Annotated in this window: 13 protein-coding genes, 1 tRNA gene and 1 pseudogene; 9 read left to right on the top strand and 6 right to left on the bottom strand. The window is 59.4% G+C overall.

Annotated elements, in window-relative coordinates:
* Positions 1-14: 14 nt before the first annotated feature.
* Positions 15-254: pseudogene (locus DGA31_RS12640) on the top strand (DUF2514 family protein); the annotation flags it as partial.
* A 423-nt stretch (positions 255-677) separates the two neighbouring features.
* On the opposite strand, the gene DGA31_RS12635 reads toward DGA31_RS12640, so the two are convergent.
* Positions 678-998, bottom strand: a complete 321-nt coding sequence (locus tag DGA31_RS12635) for a YceK/YidQ family lipoprotein (protein ID WP_109512767.1) — start codon at positions 996-998, stop codon at positions 678-680.
* Between the two features lie 207 nt (positions 999-1,205).
* Here DGA31_RS12635 and DGA31_RS12630 point away from each other — a divergent pair, with 207 nt between their 5' ends.
* Positions 1,206-1,463: a DUF1652 domain-containing protein gene (locus DGA31_RS12630; RefSeq protein WP_109512766.1), complete on the top strand. Its 258-nt coding sequence runs from the start codon at positions 1,206-1,208 to the stop codon at positions 1,461-1,463.
* Positions 1,464-1,487: 24 nt separating this feature from the next.
* Here DGA31_RS12630 and DGA31_RS12625 read toward each other — a convergent pair whose 3' ends face one another.
* On the bottom strand, positions 1,488-1,814 hold the full coding sequence (locus DGA31_RS12625) for a DUF2388 domain-containing protein (protein ID WP_109512765.1): 327 nt from the start codon (positions 1,812-1,814) through the stop codon (positions 1,488-1,490).
* A gap of 437 nt (positions 1,815-2,251) precedes the next feature.
* Between DGA31_RS12625 and DGA31_RS12620 the strand changes: the two genes are divergently transcribed.
* The 7 genes from DGA31_RS12620 (at position 2,252) to DGA31_RS12590 (ending at position 11,269) form a co-directional block, all read left to right on the top strand.
* Positions 2,252-2,327, top strand: a tRNA-His gene (locus tag DGA31_RS12620).
* Between the two features lie 359 nt (positions 2,328-2,686).
* Entirely contained in the window at positions 2,687-3,997 is a 1,311-nt protein-coding gene (tig, locus tag DGA31_RS12615; RefSeq protein ID WP_056840387.1) for a trigger factor, read from the top strand.
* Between the two features lie 92 nt (positions 3,998-4,089).
* Positions 4,090-4,731: an ATP-dependent Clp endopeptidase proteolytic subunit ClpP gene (gene clpP / locus DGA31_RS12610; protein ID WP_056840807.1), complete on the top strand. Its 642-nt coding sequence runs from the start codon at positions 4,090-4,092 to the stop codon at positions 4,729-4,731.
* A 105-nt stretch (positions 4,732-4,836) separates the two neighbouring features.
* Positions 4,837-6,120 (top strand): ATP-dependent Clp protease ATP-binding subunit ClpX, encoded by a 1,284-nt coding sequence (clpX, locus tag DGA31_RS12605; protein ID WP_109512764.1) that lies wholly within the window; start codon positions 4,837-4,839, stop codon positions 6,118-6,120.
* Positions 6,121-6,390: 270 nt separating this feature from the next.
* Positions 6,391-8,787 (top strand): endopeptidase La, encoded by a 2,397-nt coding sequence (gene lon / locus DGA31_RS12600; protein ID WP_056840385.1) that lies wholly within the window; start codon positions 6,391-6,393, stop codon positions 8,785-8,787.
* 145 nt (positions 8,788-8,932) lie between these two features.
* Positions 8,933-9,205: an HU family DNA-binding protein gene (locus DGA31_RS12595; RefSeq protein WP_056840806.1), complete on the top strand. Its 273-nt coding sequence runs from the start codon at positions 8,933-8,935 to the stop codon at positions 9,203-9,205.
* Positions 9,206-9,385: 180 nt separating this feature from the next.
* On the top strand, positions 9,386-11,269 hold the full coding sequence (locus DGA31_RS12590; protein WP_109512763.1) for a SurA N-terminal domain-containing protein: 1,884 nt from the start codon (positions 9,386-9,388) through the stop codon (positions 11,267-11,269).
* 172 nt (positions 11,270-11,441) lie between these two features.
* Here the strand turns inward: DGA31_RS12590 and fabI are convergent, their stop codons facing one another.
* Genes fabI through DGA31_RS12570 form a run of 4 tightly spaced genes read right to left on the bottom strand, consistent with a single transcriptional unit; the run spans position 11,442 to position 15,961 of the window.
* A complete protein-coding gene (gene fabI, locus DGA31_RS12585) occupies positions 11,442-12,236 on the bottom strand; it encodes an enoyl-ACP reductase FabI (RefSeq protein WP_056840383.1) in 795 nt (264 codons plus the stop codon).
* 18 nt (positions 12,237-12,254) lie between these two features.
* Complete coding sequence (locus DGA31_RS12580; RefSeq protein ID WP_056840382.1) at positions 12,255-13,865, bottom strand: ABC transporter ATP-binding protein; 1,611 nt, start codon at positions 13,863-13,865, stop codon at positions 12,255-12,257.
* 1 nt (position 13,866) lies between these two features.
* On the bottom strand, positions 13,867-14,886 hold the full coding sequence (locus tag DGA31_RS12575) for an ABC transporter permease (protein WP_056840381.1): 1,020 nt from the start codon (positions 14,884-14,886) through the stop codon (positions 13,867-13,869).
* Between the two features lies 1 nt (position 14,887).
* Positions 14,888-15,961, bottom strand: coding sequence for a microcin C ABC transporter permease YejB (locus tag DGA31_RS12570; RefSeq protein ID WP_109512762.1), 1,074 nt, complete (start codon positions 15,959-15,961; stop codon positions 14,888-14,890).
* Between the last annotated feature and the right edge of the window lies 1 nt (position 15,962).

Genomic DNA, 15,962 nt, shown 5'->3' with positions numbered 1-15,962 from the left:
AGGGAGGCGGTCGGGCTGATGCTGCTGGTGACCGGCTGCACGTCGCAGCCCAGGACCTGGCCAGCCGAGCCAGTTGCACCTCCGAATATACCGGAGCTACCGAACGAGGCGAGGCAGCCAGACGCGCCGCCCTGGTGTTATCAGACCTGCTCAGCCGGGCTGACAAGAGAGCGGGAGAGCTGGCAAAGGCTTATGACCGGGCAAGAATAGCTGGGCTGGCTTGCGAGAGGGCTTATGGCTCACTCAGCCGGTGAATCGGGAAGCTATATAAAGGAGGGGATTTGTTTCGGCAGGACGCCGGGGAAGGGTGCTGTAGCAATAATGTGTCACACACGGCGGCACGGTGTGACATGAATCGTTAAAACCGAACGGTTATGACAGGTGCGGGCGCCGTAACCTACTGAATTAAAAAGTATTTAACAGTACCAGCATGATTTAGGTTCCAGCGTCGCAAGACGTGAGAGTTCGAGTCTCTCCTTCCGCACCAACCCAGGTTTCGCAGGCCTTCGCCGGCTTGCGCAAACCCTTGAAAAGCCCGCCTTGTGCGGGCTTTTTATTGCGCCGGGTTTCGTGATCTTTCGGCACCAGCCACACTTTCTCAGTCCATTATTCAGTACGTTCTGTCAGGTATGTTGGCTGAGAGTCCTGGCGTATCCTGCTGTGCCGACCAGGCCTTGTCAGTACTCAAGTCTTCGAATGGGCACGCTGCCGCGCTTGTATTGCTGATAACCGGTGTAAGGAAGGAGGGCTGTGTCGGCAACGCCTGACGCCGCCATGTCTAGCAGGATAGAGAATGCTGTCCAGTGAGGTCCTGATCGCGCAGGGCCATTCAGATTGCAGAACTGATACGCGACGCCGCTGTAAATCCGGGGGATCTGATGGCAGTCGGTCTGCCACTTGGCCAGGTCGTCCACGGCTTTCGATTCATTCGACACTGTACGAACGGTTCCGCACCCGCTCAGCGCTATGCCAAGTGCCAATCCAATCCATGGTTTCATTAGGGGGCTCCTGTTCTGGAATGTCCCGATAATAGCAGTTTCGGTTTTCTGACCGATCCGGCTTTTCTGCTGGAAAAATGAGATGGGCAGGCGGCGCGGGCCTGAGCGGCATTCTGAATTATGTGGCGTTGCGGCGGTCAATATTCATACGAACCACCGTTGCCTTCGTCTATAGTTGGCCAGATCACATTCTGGCAAGGAAGTCTCATGTATTCGAAAATCGAGTTGCAACGCGTGCTTGAAACCGCCTTTCTGCCCAGTAAGTGCCAGTGCGCCAGTGTGGCCAATGACAGTTTGTCAGTGAAGCTCATCAATCCTCATTCGGGCGAGATCGAGTTGTATGTGGCGAAGATCCCACTGTCTGACCTGGCCACCAGTCGCTCGATTGCTCAGGTCGTGCTTTCGCTGAAAGAGCAAAGGGATCTGATGGCGCAGATGACGCTCTCCATGCGGCGGCTGGGGTAGAGGCATACAAAAGGCCCGCCGCGGTCAGAAAGAGGTGGCGATGGCTTGAGCCAATTGCATGTCAGACAGTAATGGCGCGCCGTAGGTCAGGCGGTAGTGTCGAGAGGCTTGCTCAAGCTGGGCGCCACGAATCTCGCCATCAGAACCGATGAATGCCAGGGCGTCGCCCTTGGCGGACTTGAACAGATCGGGAATGCTGGATGTGGCGGCCGTCGCTCCCGAGACGATGACAGCCGGCACTACCGTGGTGAGCATCAGTGCGGCTTGAAACGGGTTGTTGTTTTCGGCTGCCATTACGGGTGTGCCGAACAAGGCGATGACAGCGACTGCCAAGGGTTTCCACGCGCTCATGCTTTGATCTATCCATGCCGGTTTGGAATGGTACGGTATCAGGTCGGACGTGGGTCGGTCGCGCTAAGCCCGGAACAGGGCTCTGTTGCCGGTCTTTCGGTGGCCTGTTTGGCGGAGTGCTTCGGCTGGAGTGGTGTCGATTCATGACGCCTGTGCCACAGAAGAATGGTAGGCGGAAGGTTATGCCATCAGGTCGTCCTGGCATTGGCTTGGGTCGGGTGCAAGTGCTCGACAGGATCTTTTAGCGCGTTGAACATTACATTTCTCTTGCGCTGAAGAATTTGGCCCTTTAATATCAGCGGCTTAGGAAATGCACTGGGTGCTTTTCCTTTGCGGCAAGGCAGGTTTCAGGTCGTTACAAGGCTTCACAAGGCTTCACAAGGCTTCTGCAACGCTGCTGGAAGGCTCCCGATGGGTGAGTTTCTCCATGCGATATGGTGGGCGTAGCTCAGTTGGTAGAGCACAGGATTGTGACTCCTGTTGTCGTGGGTTCGATCCCCATCGTCCACCCCATATTCAAAAAAGCGCCAGGTCCATGACCTGGCGCTTTTTTTTGCGCAGATTTTGTGTTTCCGGGTGTAGAGGGCACGCCCTCTCGGCTTTGCAACCGATGCTATCCGTCGAACGGTATGAGTGGCCCAGGCACCACGAGCGGGCGGGTTGGCGCATGGCTACCTGCTGTCCGGGCGCGTGCCAGAGGGCTTTTTGAGGGGTTTGCAGTCAGGCTTCGGCCTTTTGTCGGCAGCAGGGCCACATCCTCTTTACTTGAGCTTTTTAAGCAGGGTGACTTCTTGAGTTTGACCCACTAGAATGCATGCCCTTGATTCTAGGGTCGGAAACGCCGGCTACCGTCTGTGCAACGAGGAATATCCATGCAAGTTTCTGTTGAAAACACTTCTGCTCTTGAGCGCCGCATGACCATTGGCGTGCCTGCCGAGCGTATCGAGACCGAAGTCAGCAAGCGTCTGCAACAGACTGCACGCAAGGCCAAGATCCCGGGCTTCCGTCCAGGCAAGGTGCCAATGAGCGTGATCCGTCAGCGCTACGAAGATGGCGCTCGTCAGGAAGCGCTGGGCGAACTGATCCAGGCCACCTTCTACGAAGCCGTGGTCGAGCAGAAGCTGAACCCCGCTGGCGCGCCTTCGGTCGAGCCTAAATCGTTCGAAAAGGGCAAGGACCTGGAATACGTCGCCACGTTCGAAGTGTTCCCCGAGTTCACCGTTTCGGGCTTCGAGTCGATCAATGTAGAGCGCCTGTCGGCTGACGTGGCCGACAGCGATCTGGACAACATGCTGGAAGTGCTGCGCAAGCAGAACGTGCGTTTCGAAGAAACCGACCGTGCCGCGCAGACTGACGACCAGGTGAACATCGATTTCGTCGGCAAGGTCGACGGTGAAGTCTTCGCTGGTGGTTCGGCCACCGGTACCCAGCTGGTTCTGGGCTCCGGCCGCATGATCCCGGGCTTCGAAGACGGCCTGGTTGGTGCCAAGGCCGGTGAAGAGCGCGTGCTGAACGTGACCTTCCCCGAGGACTACCAGAACCTGGAGCTGGCCGGTAAGGCCGCCGAGTTCACCGTGACCGTCAACACCGTTTCCGAGCCAAAGCTGCCTGAACTGAACGAAGAGTTCTTCAAGCTGTTCGGCATCAAGGAAACCGGCATCGAAGGTTTCCGTACCGAAGTTCGCAAGAACATGGACCGTGAACTGCGTCAGGCCATCAAATCCAAGATCAAGAACCAGGTCATGGACGGTCTGCTGGCGGCCAACCCGATCGAAGTGCCAAAAGCGCTGCTGGAAAACGAAGTCAACCGTCTGCGCGTGCAGGCTGTTCAGCAGTTCGGCGGCAACATCAAGCCTGACCAACTGCCGGCCGAGCTGTTCGAAGAGCAGGCCAAGCGCCGCGTCGAGCTGGGCCTGATCGTGGCTGAAGTGGTCAAGCAGTTCGACCTCAAGCCTGACGAAGCCCGCGTTCGTGAAATGATCCAGGAAATGGCCTCGGCCTACCAGGAGCCTGAGCAGGTCGTGGCCTGGTACCTGAAGAACGAGCAGCAACTGAACGAAGTCCGTTCTGTTGTGCTGGAAGAACAAGTTGTGGATACTGTTTTGCAGAAAGCTAGCGTGACCGACACCTCGGTCTCCTACGAAGAAGCAGTCAAGCCGGTACAAGCTCCACAAGCCGACTGACTTTCTCCTTTCGTTCGATAACACACACAAGCCAGCCTTCGCGCTGGTTTGTGCGTATTGAAGACTCGACTATTTGGGAGTGAATGCAGGACATGTCCCGCAATTCTTATTTTCAGCAGAACCCTGACATCCAGGCCGCTGGCGGCCTGGTCCCGATGGTTATCGAGCAGTCCGCCCGTGGCGAACGCGCGTATGACATCTATTCGCGCCTCCTCAAGGAACGCGTCATCTTTCTGGTCGGCCCGGTAGAAGACTACATGGCCAACCTGATCGCTGCGCAGCTCCTGTTCCTGGAAGCGGAAAACCCGGACAAGGATATCCATCTCTACATCAACTCGCCGGGTGGTTCGGTCACGGCTGGCATGTCGATCTACGACACCATGCAGTTCATCAAGCCGGACGTTTCCACCATCTGCATCGGCCAGGCCTGCAGCATGGGCGCCTTCCTGCTCGCGGGCGGCGCCAAGGGCAAGCGTCACTGCCTGCCGAACTCGCGTATGATGATTCATCAGCCGCTGGGCGGTTTCCAGGGGCAGGCCACGGATATCGACATCCATGCCCGCGAAATCCTGCACATCCGTCATCGTCTCAATTCGTTGCTGGCCGAACACACCGGTCAAGACCTCGCTACCATTGAGCGTGACACCGAGCGCGACAACTTCATGAGTGCGGATCGCGCTGCCGAATACGGTCTGATCGACTCGGTCATCACCAAGCGCGAAATGCCTGCCTGAGCAACCGGGCTATAGGCGGTCCGTGCAACTGACCGCCTGTGGACTTGAAAAAGCCCTCGATAGCCTTCATCTTGTGTTGCAAGCCTAACGGATTGGATCGATCGAATGACTGACACCCGCAACGGCGAGGACAACGGCAAATTGCTCTATTGCTCCTTCTGTGGCAAAAGCCAGCATGAAGTGCGTAAATTGATTGCCGGCCCCTCGGTCTTTATCTGCGACGAGTGCGTCGACCTGTGCAACGACATCATCCGCGAGGAGGTGCAGGAAGCACAGGCTGAAAGCAGCGCGCATAAATTGCCTTCGCCTAAAGAAATCAGCGGCATCCTTGACCAGTACGTCATCGGTCAGGAGCGTGCCAAAAAGGTTCTCGCAGTAGCGGTGTACAACCACTACAAGCGTCTGAACCAACGCGACAAGAAAAATGACGACGTTGAACTGGGCAAGAGCAACATCCTGCTGATCGGGCCTACCGGCTCGGGCAAGACCTTGCTCGCCGAAACCCTGGCGCGCCTGCTCAACGTACCGTTCACCATTGCCGACGCCACCACACTGACCGAAGCCGGTTACGTGGGCGAGGACGTGGAAAACATTATTCAGAAGCTGTTGCAGAAATGTGATTACGACGTAGAGAAGGCCCAGATGGGCATTGTTTATATCGATGAGATCGACAAGATCTCGCGCAAATCCGACAACCCGTCCATTACCCGTGACGTGTCCGGCGAAGGCGTCCAGCAGGCCCTGCTGAAGCTGATCGAAGGCACCGTGGCTTCCGTGCCGCCTCAAGGCGGTCGCAAGCATCCGCAGCAGGAATTCCTGCAGGTGGATACGCGTAACATCCTGTTCATTTGTGGCGGCGCCTTCTCGGGTCTGGAAAAAGTCATCCAGAACCGCTCGACCCGCGGCGGCATCGGCTTCAACGCCGAAGTGCGCAGCAAGGAAGAGGGCAAGAAGGTCGGCGAATCGCTGCGCGAAGTCGAGCCGGACGACCTGGTCAAGTTCGGCCTGATTCCCGAGTTCGTCGGGCGTCTGCCGGTCCTGGCGACCCTGGACGAGCTGGACGAAGCGGCATTGATGCAGATCCTGACCGAGCCGAAGAACGCGCTGACCAAGCAGTACGGCAAGTTGTTCGAGATGGAAGGGGTTGACCTGGAATTCCGTTCCGATGCGCTCAAGGCCGTGGCCCGCCGCGCGCTGGAACGCAAGACCGGCGCCCGTGGCCTGCGTTCGATCCTCGAAGGCGTGCTGCTCGACACCATGTACGAAATCCCGTCGCAAAACGACGTGAGTAAAGTGGTGATCGACGAAAGCGTCATTGAAGGAACCTCCAAGCCGCTGTTGATCTATGAAAACAACGAGCCCACGGCCAAGGCTGTTCCTGACGCGTAACACCGTCTTGCTGGCTGCGTGAGCGTTGAAAAAAGGGGGCCTTCGGGTCCCCTTTTGCGTTTTCGCTCGCCTGATACAGCCTGAACGAGGGGCGTGTCAGGGCGGTGGTACAGCCCGCTGCCTGGCAAGCCGTGCAAGGAATGGGAAGGCAGATCACAACTATTACCGTACCAAGACACTAAGGCTTGTTTTTTTCCGGTACTGCCCCCATCTTGGTCCCAAGCTCATTCCATCTGTCCACGGCCAATTGGCCGCTGTAGAGGCGAAATCATGAAAACCACCATCGAATTGCCTCTTTTGCCATTGCGTGACGTTGTGGTTTATCCGCACATGGTTATCCCGCTGTTCGTGGGGCGCGAGAAGTCTATCGAAGCCCTTGAGGCGGCGATGACGGGTGACAAGCAGATCCTGTTGCTCGCGCAAAGAAATCCGGCTGACGACGATCCCGGCGAAGAAGCCCTGTATGGCGTCGGCACCATTGCCACCGTGCTGCAACTGCTAAAACTGCCCGACGGCACCGTAAAAGTGCTGGTCGAAGGTGAGCAGCGCGGCTATGTCGAGCGTTTCATCGAAGTTGACGGCCACTGCCGGGCCGAAGTCGCGCTGATCGACGAAGTCGATGCGCCTGACCGTGAGTCCGAAGTGTTCGTGCGCAGCCTGCTGGCCCAGTTCGAGCAATACGTGCAATTGGGCAAGAAAGTCCCTGCCGAAGTCCTGTCGTCGCTCAACAGCATTGAAGAGCCGGGCCGCCTGGTCGACACCATGGCCGCGCACATGGCGCTGAAGATCGAGCAGAAGCAGGAAATCCTCGAAATCATCGACCTGTCTGCCCGTGTCGAGCACGTGCTGGCCCTGCTGGATGCCGAAATCGACCTGCTGCAGGTCGAGAAGCGCATCCGTGGCCGGGTCAAGAAGCAGATGGAGCGCAGCCAGCGCGAGTACTACCTGAATGAGCAGATGAAGGCCATTCAGAAAGAGCTGGGCGACGGCGACGAAGGCCACAACGAAATCGAAGAGCTGAAAAAGCGCATCGATGCTGCTGGCCTGCCCAAGGACGCCATGACCAAGGCCACGGCCGAGCTGAACAAGCTCAAGCAGATGTCGCCGATGTCGGCAGAGGCCACCGTGGTGCGCTCCTATATCGACTGGCTGGTGCAGGTGCCGTGGAAGGCCCAGAGCAAGGTGCGCCTGGACCTGGCGCGTGCCGAAGAAATCCTCGACGCCGACCACTATGGCCTGGAAGAGGTCAAGGAACGCATTCTCGAGTACCTCGCCGTGCAGAAGCGGGTCAAGAAGATCCGTGGCCCTGTGCTGTGCCTGGTCGGCCCACCGGGCGTCGGCAAGACCTCGCTGGCCGAGTCCATCGCCAGTGCGACCAACCGCAAATTCGTGCGCATGGCCTTGGGCGGCGTACGCGACGAAGCGGAAATCCGTGGTCATCGCCGCACCTACATCGGTTCGATGCCAGGAAGATTGATACAGAAAATGACCAAGGTAGGGGTGCGCAACCCGCTGTTCCTGCTCGATGAAATCGACAAGATGGGCAGCGACATGCGTGGCGATCCGGCCTCGGCATTGCTTGAGGTGCTTGATCCGGAGCAGAACCACAACTTCAACGATCACTACCTGGAGGTCGATTACGACCTGTCGGACGTGATGTTCCTGTGCACCTCCAACTCGATGAACATCCCGCCGGCTCTGCTGGACCGCATGGAAGTCATCCGTCTGCCGGGCTACACCGAAGACGAGAAGATCAACATCGCCGTCAAGTACCTGTCGCCCAAGCAGATCCAGGCCAACGGCCTGAAGAAGGTCGAGCTTGAGTTCGAAGACAAGGCCATTCGCGACATCATCCGCTATTACACCCGCGAAGCCGGTGTCCGTGGCCTGGAGCGTCAGATCGCCAAGGTCTGCCGCAAGGTGGTCAAGGAGCACACCCAGGAGAAGAAGTTTGCCATTCGTGTCACGGCCGAGAGCCTTGAGCACTACCTGGGCGTACGCAAGTTCCGCTACGGCCTGGCCGAGCAGCAGGATCAGATCGGCCAGGTGACAGGCCTGGCCTGGACCCAGGTGGGCGGCGAGTTGCTGACCATCGAGTCGGTTGTCGTGCCGGGCAAGGGCCAGTTGATCAAGACCGGTTCGCTGGGCGATGTGATGGTGGAGTCGATCACCGCCGCGCAGACCGTGGTACGCAGCCGTGCCAAGAGCCTGGGGATTGCCTCGGACTTCCATGAAAAGCACGATGTGCATATTCACATGCCCGAAGGCGCCACGCCCAAGGACGGCCCGAGTGCAGGTGTCGGCATGTGCACGGCCCTAGTGTCAGCGCTGACCCAGATTCCGGTGCGTGCCGATGTGGCGATGACCGGTGAGATCACCTTGCGGGGGCAGGTACTGGCCATTGGTGGCCTCAAGGAAAAATTGCTGGCCGCACATCGGGGCGGAATCAAGACCGTAATCATTCCTGAAGAAAACGTACGCGATTTGAAGGAAATTCCTGACAACATCAAGCAGGACCTGCAGATCAAGCCTGTTAAATGGATTGACGAAGTCCTGCAAATTGCGCTGCAATACGCGCCTGAGCCCTTGCCGGATGTGGCTCCCGAGAGAGTGGCAAAGGACGAGAAGCGCGAGTCTGACTCTAAGGAAAGAATTAGCACGCATTAAGTCTGGGTGGCCTTTCTTGACAGCTTTTTGGAGCGCTTGATATAAAGCGGCTCCTTCAAGCGGATGCATGCAGGCCACTCAGCGCACGTTTTGCTTAAACCAAAAACTTAGAAACATACTCCATATAGAGATAAGGGGACTTAGCGTGAACAAGTCGGAACTGATTGATGCTATCGCTGCATCTGCTGATATCCCGAAAGCTGCTGCTGGCCGTGCGCTGGATGCTGTGATCGAATCCGTCACTGGCGCTCTGAAGGCTGGCGACTCTGTTGTATTGGTTGGCTTTGGTACGTTCTCCGTCACCGATCGTCCTGCTCGTGTAGGCCGCAACCCGCAAACAGGTAACACGCTGGAAATCCCGGCGGCCAAGAAGCCGGTGTTCAAGGCTGGCAAGGCGCTGAAAGAAGCCGTCAACTGAGCTTCCTGAAGCGTTGATGCGCGCGCGGGTCCGCGATTGTTCGCGGACCGCTTGCGAAGGGTTCGAGACCCTATGCTTCGCGATTTACGAGAAGGCGCATCCTCGGATGCGCCTTTCTTCTATCCGCTTTCTACCCACGCTCCGCGGTTGGTTCGTGAGTTCAACCGTTCTGGGGGACGCATGCTGCAAAACATCAGGGACAATTCACAAGGCTGGATTGCCAAGACCATCATCGGCATCATCGTTGCGCTGATGGCCCTTACGGGCATCGAAGCGTTGTTCACTTCCTCCAGCAGCAAGCAGAACGCTGCCGAAGTGAATGGCGAAGAGGTGACCCAGGCCGAACTGGGCCAGGCCGTCGATATGCAACGCCGCCAACTGACCCAGCAACTGGCTCAGCAGTTGGGTCGGGATTTCGATCCTGCGCTGCTTGACGAAAAACTGCTGCGCGAATCGGCCCTCAAGGGCCTGATCGACCGCAAACTGCTGCTGCAGGCAGCGGCAGACGACAAGTTCGCCTTTTCCGAGGCCGCAGTCGACCAGCAACTGTTGCTGACACCTGAATTCCAGGTCGACGGCAAGTTCAGTGCCGATCGCTTCGACCAGGTCATCCGTCAGCTCGGTTACAGCCGCTTGCAGTTCCGTCAGATGCTGACCCAGGAAATGCTGATTGCCCAGGCGCGCGCCGGCATCGCAGGCAGTGCCTTCGTCACCGACGCCCAGGTCGAGGCCTTTGCCCGGCTCGAAAAGCAGACCCGCGACTCTGCCATCCTGACCGTACCGGTCAATGCCGCAGCCGTTTCGGTCAGCGAGGATGAGGTCAAGGCGCACTACGACCAGCACGCCAAGGAGTTCATGAGCCCCGAGCAGGTGGTGCTGAACTACATCGAGCTGAAAAAATCGTCGTTCTTCGACAAGGTGCAGGTCAAGGACGAAGACCTGCAGGCGGCCTATCAGAAAGAAATTGCCAACCTGAGCGAGCAGCGTCGTGCCGCGCACATCCTGATCGAAGTGGGTGGCAAGGTCGACGACCAGCAGGCCAAGGCCAAGCTGGAGGAAGTGCAGCAGCGCCTGGCCAAGGGTGAAGATTTCGCCACCCTGGCCAAGGAGTTCTCGCAGGATCCGGGCTCGTCGAGCAAGGGTGGCGACCTGGGTTATGCCGGCAAGGGCGTCTATGACCCGGCCTTCGAAGAGGCGCTGTACGCCTTGAACAAGGACCAGGTCTCGCAGCCGGTGCGCAGTGACTACGGCTGGCACCTGATCAAGCTGCTGGGCGTCGAGGCGCCATCGGTGCCAAGCCTGGCCAGCCTGAAAGACAAGCTTACCGCCGATCTGAAATCCCAGCAGGTCGAACAGAAGTTCGTCGAGGCCACCAAGCAGTTGCAGGATTCGGCGTTTGAATCGTCCGATCTGGCGCAACCGGCCCAGGATCTGGGTCTGAAGGTTCAGACGACTGCACCGTTCGGTCGCGAGGGCGGTGAAGGCCTGACGGCCAACCGTGCCGTGATCCAGGCCGCATTCAGCCCTGAAGTGCTGGAAGAGGGTGCCAATAGCAGTGCGCTGGAGCTTGATCCGGACACCGTACTGGTCGTTCGCGCCAAGGAACACCTGCAGCCGCAACAGCTGCCGCTGGCTGACGTGAGCGCATCGATCCGTACCCAGTTGATCAAGGAAAAGGCCAGTGCTGCCGCCAAGGCCAAGGGTGAAGCCCTGCTGAGCGGTCTGCGCGACGGCAAGATTCCATTGGCCGAGCGTCAGGACGGTATCGAGTGGAAAGTCCTGGAGGCGGTTACCCGTGGTCAGGAAGGTGTCGATCCTGCCGTGCTGCAGACCCTGTTCCGCATGCCCAAGCCTGAAGGTCAGGACAAGCCCGAATACGCCAGCTTGACCGCTGCCGATGGTAGCTACGTGATTGTGCGCCTCAAAGGCGTCAACCAGGCCGCCGCACCGTCTGACGCAGAGAAGGCCCAGTACCGTCGCTTCCTGGCATCGCGTGCCGGCCAGCAGGATTTCGCGGCCTACCGCGCCGAGCTGGAAGAAAAGGCCAAGATCGAGAAGTACTGAAGGCCGCGGTGAGCGGCCAGTTTCAAGCCTCAAGCTGTAAGCAGATCGTGTTGATTCAACAGGCCATTCAGGTCAATGCGATTCGCTTGCAGCGAGTAGCTTGCAGCTCAAAGCCCGCATAAAAAAGGCCGCCCCGAAGGGCGGCCTTTTTTATTGCAGGGCAAGCCGTCGCTTACTCTTCGATATTGCCCATCGCGGTGGTGTTGAAACCGCCGTCGACGTACATGATTTCACCGCTGATGCCCGACGCCAGGTCCGAGCACAGGAAGGCGGCGGCATTGCCGACTTCGTCGATGGTCACGTTGCGGCGCAACGGGGTCTGTGCCTCGTTGGCAGCCAGCATCTTGCGGAAGTTCTTGATGCCCGAGGCCGCCAGGGTGCGGATTGGGCCTGCCGATACCGCGTTGACGCGGGTGCCTTCGGCGCCCAGGCTGCCGGCCAGGTAACGCACGCCGGCTTCCAGGCTGGCCTTGGCCATGCCCATCACGTTGTAGTTGGGCATGGTGCGCTCGGCGCCCAGGTACGACAGGGTCAGCAGGCTGCCGTTACGGCCTTTCATCATTTCACGGCCGGCCTTGGCCAGGGCGATGAAGCTGTAGGCGCTGATGTCGTGGGCAATGCGGAAACCGTCACGGGTGGTGGCGTTGGTGAAGTCGCCATCGAGCTGATCGCCCGGCGCGTAGCCGACCGAGTGGACGATGATGTCCAGGCCGTCCCATTTCTTGCCCAAGGCTTCGAAGACCTTGGCGATCTCTTCGTCGCTGGCGACGTCGCAAGGGAAGCACAGCTCGGGATTGGAGCCCCAGCCTGCGGCGAACTCTTCGACACGGCCTTTGAGCTTGTCGTTCTGGTAGGTGAAAGCAAGCTCTGCACCTTCACGATGCATGGCGGCAGCGATGCCGGATGCGATGGACAGTTTACTGGCGACACCGACGATCAGGACGCGCTTACCGGCGAGAAAACCCATGTGTTGTTCCTCTTCAGGTTAATCGACAGCCACTGGCGCCATGAAGGCGGCTTCCAGCAGCTGCTGTGTGTAAGGATGTTGCGGTGCGGCGAAAACAGCCTCGGCTGCACCTTGTTCGACCACTTTGCCTTGCTTGACCACCATCAACTGGTGGCTCAGCGCCTTGACGACAGCCAGGTCATGGCTGATGAACAGGTACGTCAGGTTGTACTTGAGTTGCAGCGAGCGTAGCAGCTCGACCACCTGGCGCTGCACGGTCCGGTCGAGCGCCGAGGTGGGCTCGTCCAGCAGAATCAGCGCCGGCTTGAGCACCAGGGCCCGGGCAATGGCGATACGCTGCCGTTGCCCACCGGAAAACTCGTGAGGGTAACGGTGGCGGGTTTGCGGGTCCAGCCCCACCTCCGTCAATGCCTCGATAATGGCCTGTTCCTGCTCGGCCACCGTGCCCATGCCATGAATACGCAGGCCTTCACCGACGATTTCAGCCACCGACATGCGCGGGCTCAGGCTGCCGAACGGGTCTTGGAACACCACCTGCATCTGCCGGCGCAGCGGGCGAACCTGTTGCTGCGACAACCCTTGCAAGGGCTGGCCCTGGAACCGGATGGCGCCCTCGCTGGACAGCAGGCGCAAGATCGCCAGGCCCAGGGTGGACTTGCCCGATCCGCTTTCCCCGACAATGCCCAGTGTCTGGCCCTGCGGCAGGCTGAAGCTCACACCGTCGACGGCCTTGACGTGATCGACGGTGCGCTTGAGCAGGCCCTTCTTGATCGGAAACCAGACCCGCAGGTCCTCGACCTCAATCAATGGCTTGCCAGGCACGGTGTCTACAGGTCCGCCGCTGGGTTCGGCATTGAGCAGCGTCTGGGTGTACGGATGCTGCGGAGCACGAAACAGTTCTTCGCACGATGCCTGTTCGACGATGGAACCGCGCTGCATGACACATACCCGATGGGCTATTTGCCGCACAACATTCAAATCATGGCTGATCAACAGCAGCGCCATGCCCAGGCGGCCTTGCAGCTCCTTGAGCAATTCAAGGATTTTCAACTGCACTGTCACATCCAGCGCAGTCGTGGGTTCGTCGGCAATCAGCAGTTCAGGCTCGTTGGCCAGGGCCATGGCGATCATCACCCGCTGACGCTGACCGCCTGACAGCTCGTGGGGCAGGGCCTTGAGGCGTTTGCGTGGCTCGGGGATGCCCACCAGCGCCAGCAGCTCCAGGGTGCGCTCAGTGGCCGCCTTGCCGGTCAGGCCCTTGTGCAGCGCCAGCACCTCGTTGATCTGTTTTTCCACCGAGTGCAGCGGATTGAGCGAGGTCATCGGTTCCTGAAAGATCATGGCGATGCGGTTGCCGCGCAGGCGGCGCAAGTGCTTTTCGTCCAGCTTCAACAGGTCCTGGCCGGCATAGCGGATGCTGCCCGACGGGTGGCTGGCAATGGGGTAGGGCAGCAGGCGCAGGATCGAGTGCGCGGTCACTGACTTGCCCGAGCCGCTTTCGCCGACCAGCGCCAGGGTTTCGCCACGACGAATATCGAAGCTGATGCCCTCGACCGCCCGCTGGCGGGTGTCGCCCGTGACGAACTCGACCGCCAGATCGCGGATTTCGATCAGATTGTCCTGGGTCATGTCATTTCCTTGGGTCGAAGGCATCGCGGGCCGATTCACCGATGAATACCAGCAGGCTGAGCATCAGGGCCAGCACGGCAAAGGCGCTGATCCCCAGCCACGGGGCCTGCAGGTTGGCCTTGCCCTGGGCGACCAGTTCGCCCAGCGACGGCGAGCCGGCCGGCAGGCCGAAGCCGAGAAAGTCCAGCGCGGTCAGGGTGCCGATGGCGCCGGTGAGAATGAACGGCATGAAGGTCATGGTCGAGATCATCGCGTTGGGCAGGATGTGCCGGAACATGATCTCGCCATTGCGCATCCCCAGGGCCCTGGCGGCGCGCACGTATTCCAGGTTGCGCCCGCGCAGGAACTCGGCGCGCACCACATCCACCAGGCTCATCCACGAAAACAGCAGCATGATGCCCAGCAGCCACCAGAAGTTGGGTTGTACGAAGCTGGCCAGGATGATCAACAGGTACAACACCGGCAAGCCCGACCAGATCTCCAGGAAGCGCTGGCCGACCAGGTCGACCCAGCCGCCATAGAACCCTTGCAGGGCGCCGGCAATCACGCCAATGACCGAACTGATCAGGGTCAGGGTCAGGGCGAACAGCACCGAGATGCGAAAGCCGTAGATGACCCGTGCCAGCACATCGCGGCCCTGATCGTCGGTGCCCAGCAGGTTCTCGCGCGATGGCGGGGCGGGAGCCGGGACCTTGAGGTCGTAGTTGATGCTCTGGTAGCTGAACGGAATCGGCGCCCACAGCGTCCAGCCGTCCTTGGCCGCCAGCAGGTCCTGGATATACGGGCTCTTGTAGTTGGCTTCCAGCGGGAATTCGCCGCCGAAGGTGGTTTCCGGGTAGCGCTCCAGCACCGGGAAGAACCATTGCCCGTCGTAGCGCACGGCCAGCGGCTTGTCGTTGGCGATCAGTTCGGCGCCCAGGCTGAGAATGAACAGCGCCATGAACAGCCACAACGACCACCAGCCACGCTTGTTGGCCTTGAAACGCTCGAAGCGGCGACGATTGAGAGGGGACAACGGCATATCAATGCTCCCTGCTTTCGAAGTCGATGCGCGGGTCGACCAGGGTGTAGGTCAGGTCGCCGATCAGTTTCACCACCAGCCCCAGCAGGGTGAAGATGAACAGAGTGCCGAACACCACCGGGTAGTCGCGGTTGATGGCCGACTCGAAGCTCATCAGGCCCAGGCCGTCGAGGGAGAAGATCACCTCCACCAGCAGCGAACCGGTAAAGAAGATGCCGATGAACGCCGATGGGAAGCCGGCGATCACCAGCAACATGGCGTTGCGAAACACATGGCCGTACAGCACACGGTTATTGCTCAGGCCCTTGGCCCTGGCGGTGACCACGTACTGCTTGCTGATCTCATCGAGAAAGCTGTTCTTGGTCAGCAGGGTCAGGGTCGCGAAGTTGCCGATCACCAGCGCGGTGATCGGCAGCACCAGGTGCCAGAAGTAATCCAGCACCTTGCCGGTGGTGCTCAGTTCGTCGAAGTTGTTCGAGGTCAGGCCACGCAGCGGAAACCAGTCCAGGTAGCTGCCGCCGGCGAATACCACGATCAGCAGGATGGCGAACAGGAACGCCGGAATGGCATAGCCGACGATGATCGCCGAACTGGTCCAGACGTCGAACTGGCTGCCGTGCCGGGTCGCCTTGGCGATGCCCAGCGGAATCGACACCAGGTACATGATCAGCGTGCTCCACAGCCCCAGCGAGATCGAGACCGGCATCTTCTCCATGATCAGGTCGGTGACCTTGGCATCGCGAAAGAAACTGGTGCCGAAATCCAGTTGGGCGTAATTCTTGATCATGATCCACAGGCGTTCCGGCGCCGGCTTGTCAAAGCCGTACATGCGCTGGATTTCCTCGACCAGGGCCGGGTCCAGGCCTTGTGCGCCGCGGTAGTTGGAGCCGGCCACCCCCACTTCCGAACCGCCACCGGCGATACGGCTGGTAGCACCATCGAAGCCTTCGAGCTTGGCGATCATCTGCTCGACCGGGCCACCGGGCGCGGCCTGGACGATGACGAAGTTGATGATCAGGATGCCCAGCAACGTGGGGATGATCAGCAACAGGCGCCGAAAAATATAAGCCAGCATG

It is taken from the genome of Pseudomonas ovata (assembly GCF_003131185.1).
GTDB lineage: Bacteria > Pseudomonadota > Gammaproteobacteria > Pseudomonadales > Pseudomonadaceae > Aquipseudomonas > Aquipseudomonas ovata.
The sequence above is the reverse complement of the archived record's forward strand: the minus strand, read 5'-3'. Positions and strand labels throughout refer to the sequence as shown.

Coding starts and splice junctions, on each gene's coding strand:
- DGA31_RS12580 (WP_056840382.1), bottom strand. CDS start 13,865: ATGACCCAGGACAATCTGATCGAAATCCGCGATCTGGCGGTCGAGTTC.
- DGA31_RS12635 (WP_109512767.1), bottom strand. CDS start 998: ATGAAACCATGGATTGGATTGGCACTTGGCATAGCGCTGAGCGGGTGC.
- DGA31_RS12630 (WP_109512766.1), top strand. CDS start 1,206: ATGTATTCGAAAATCGAGTTGCAACGCGTGCTTGAAACCGCCTTTCTG.
- clpX (WP_109512764.1), top strand. CDS start 4,837: ATGACTGACACCCGCAACGGCGAGGACAACGGCAAATTGCTCTATTGC.
- DGA31_RS12590 (WP_109512763.1), top strand. CDS start 9,386: ATGCTGCAAAACATCAGGGACAATTCACAAGGCTGGATTGCCAAGACC.
- DGA31_RS12570 (WP_109512762.1), bottom strand. CDS start 15,961: ATGCTGGCTTATATTTTTCGGCGCCTGTTGCTGATCATCCCCACGTTG.
- clpP (WP_056840807.1), top strand. CDS start 4,090: ATGTCCCGCAATTCTTATTTTCAGCAGAACCCTGACATCCAGGCCGCT.
- tig (WP_056840387.1), top strand. CDS start 2,687: ATGCAAGTTTCTGTTGAAAACACTTCTGCTCTTGAGCGCCGCATGACC.
- lon (WP_056840385.1), top strand. CDS start 6,391: ATGAAAACCACCATCGAATTGCCTCTTTTGCCATTGCGTGACGTTGTG.
- DGA31_RS12625 (WP_109512765.1), bottom strand. CDS start 1,814: ATGAGCGCGTGGAAACCCTTGGCAGTCGCTGTCATCGCCTTGTTCGGC.
- DGA31_RS12575 (WP_056840381.1), bottom strand. CDS start 14,886: ATGCCGTTGTCCCCTCTCAATCGTCGCCGCTTCGAGCGTTTCAAGGCC.
- fabI (WP_056840383.1), bottom strand. CDS start 12,236: ATGGGTTTTCTCGCCGGTAAGCGCGTCCTGATCGTCGGTGTCGCCAGT.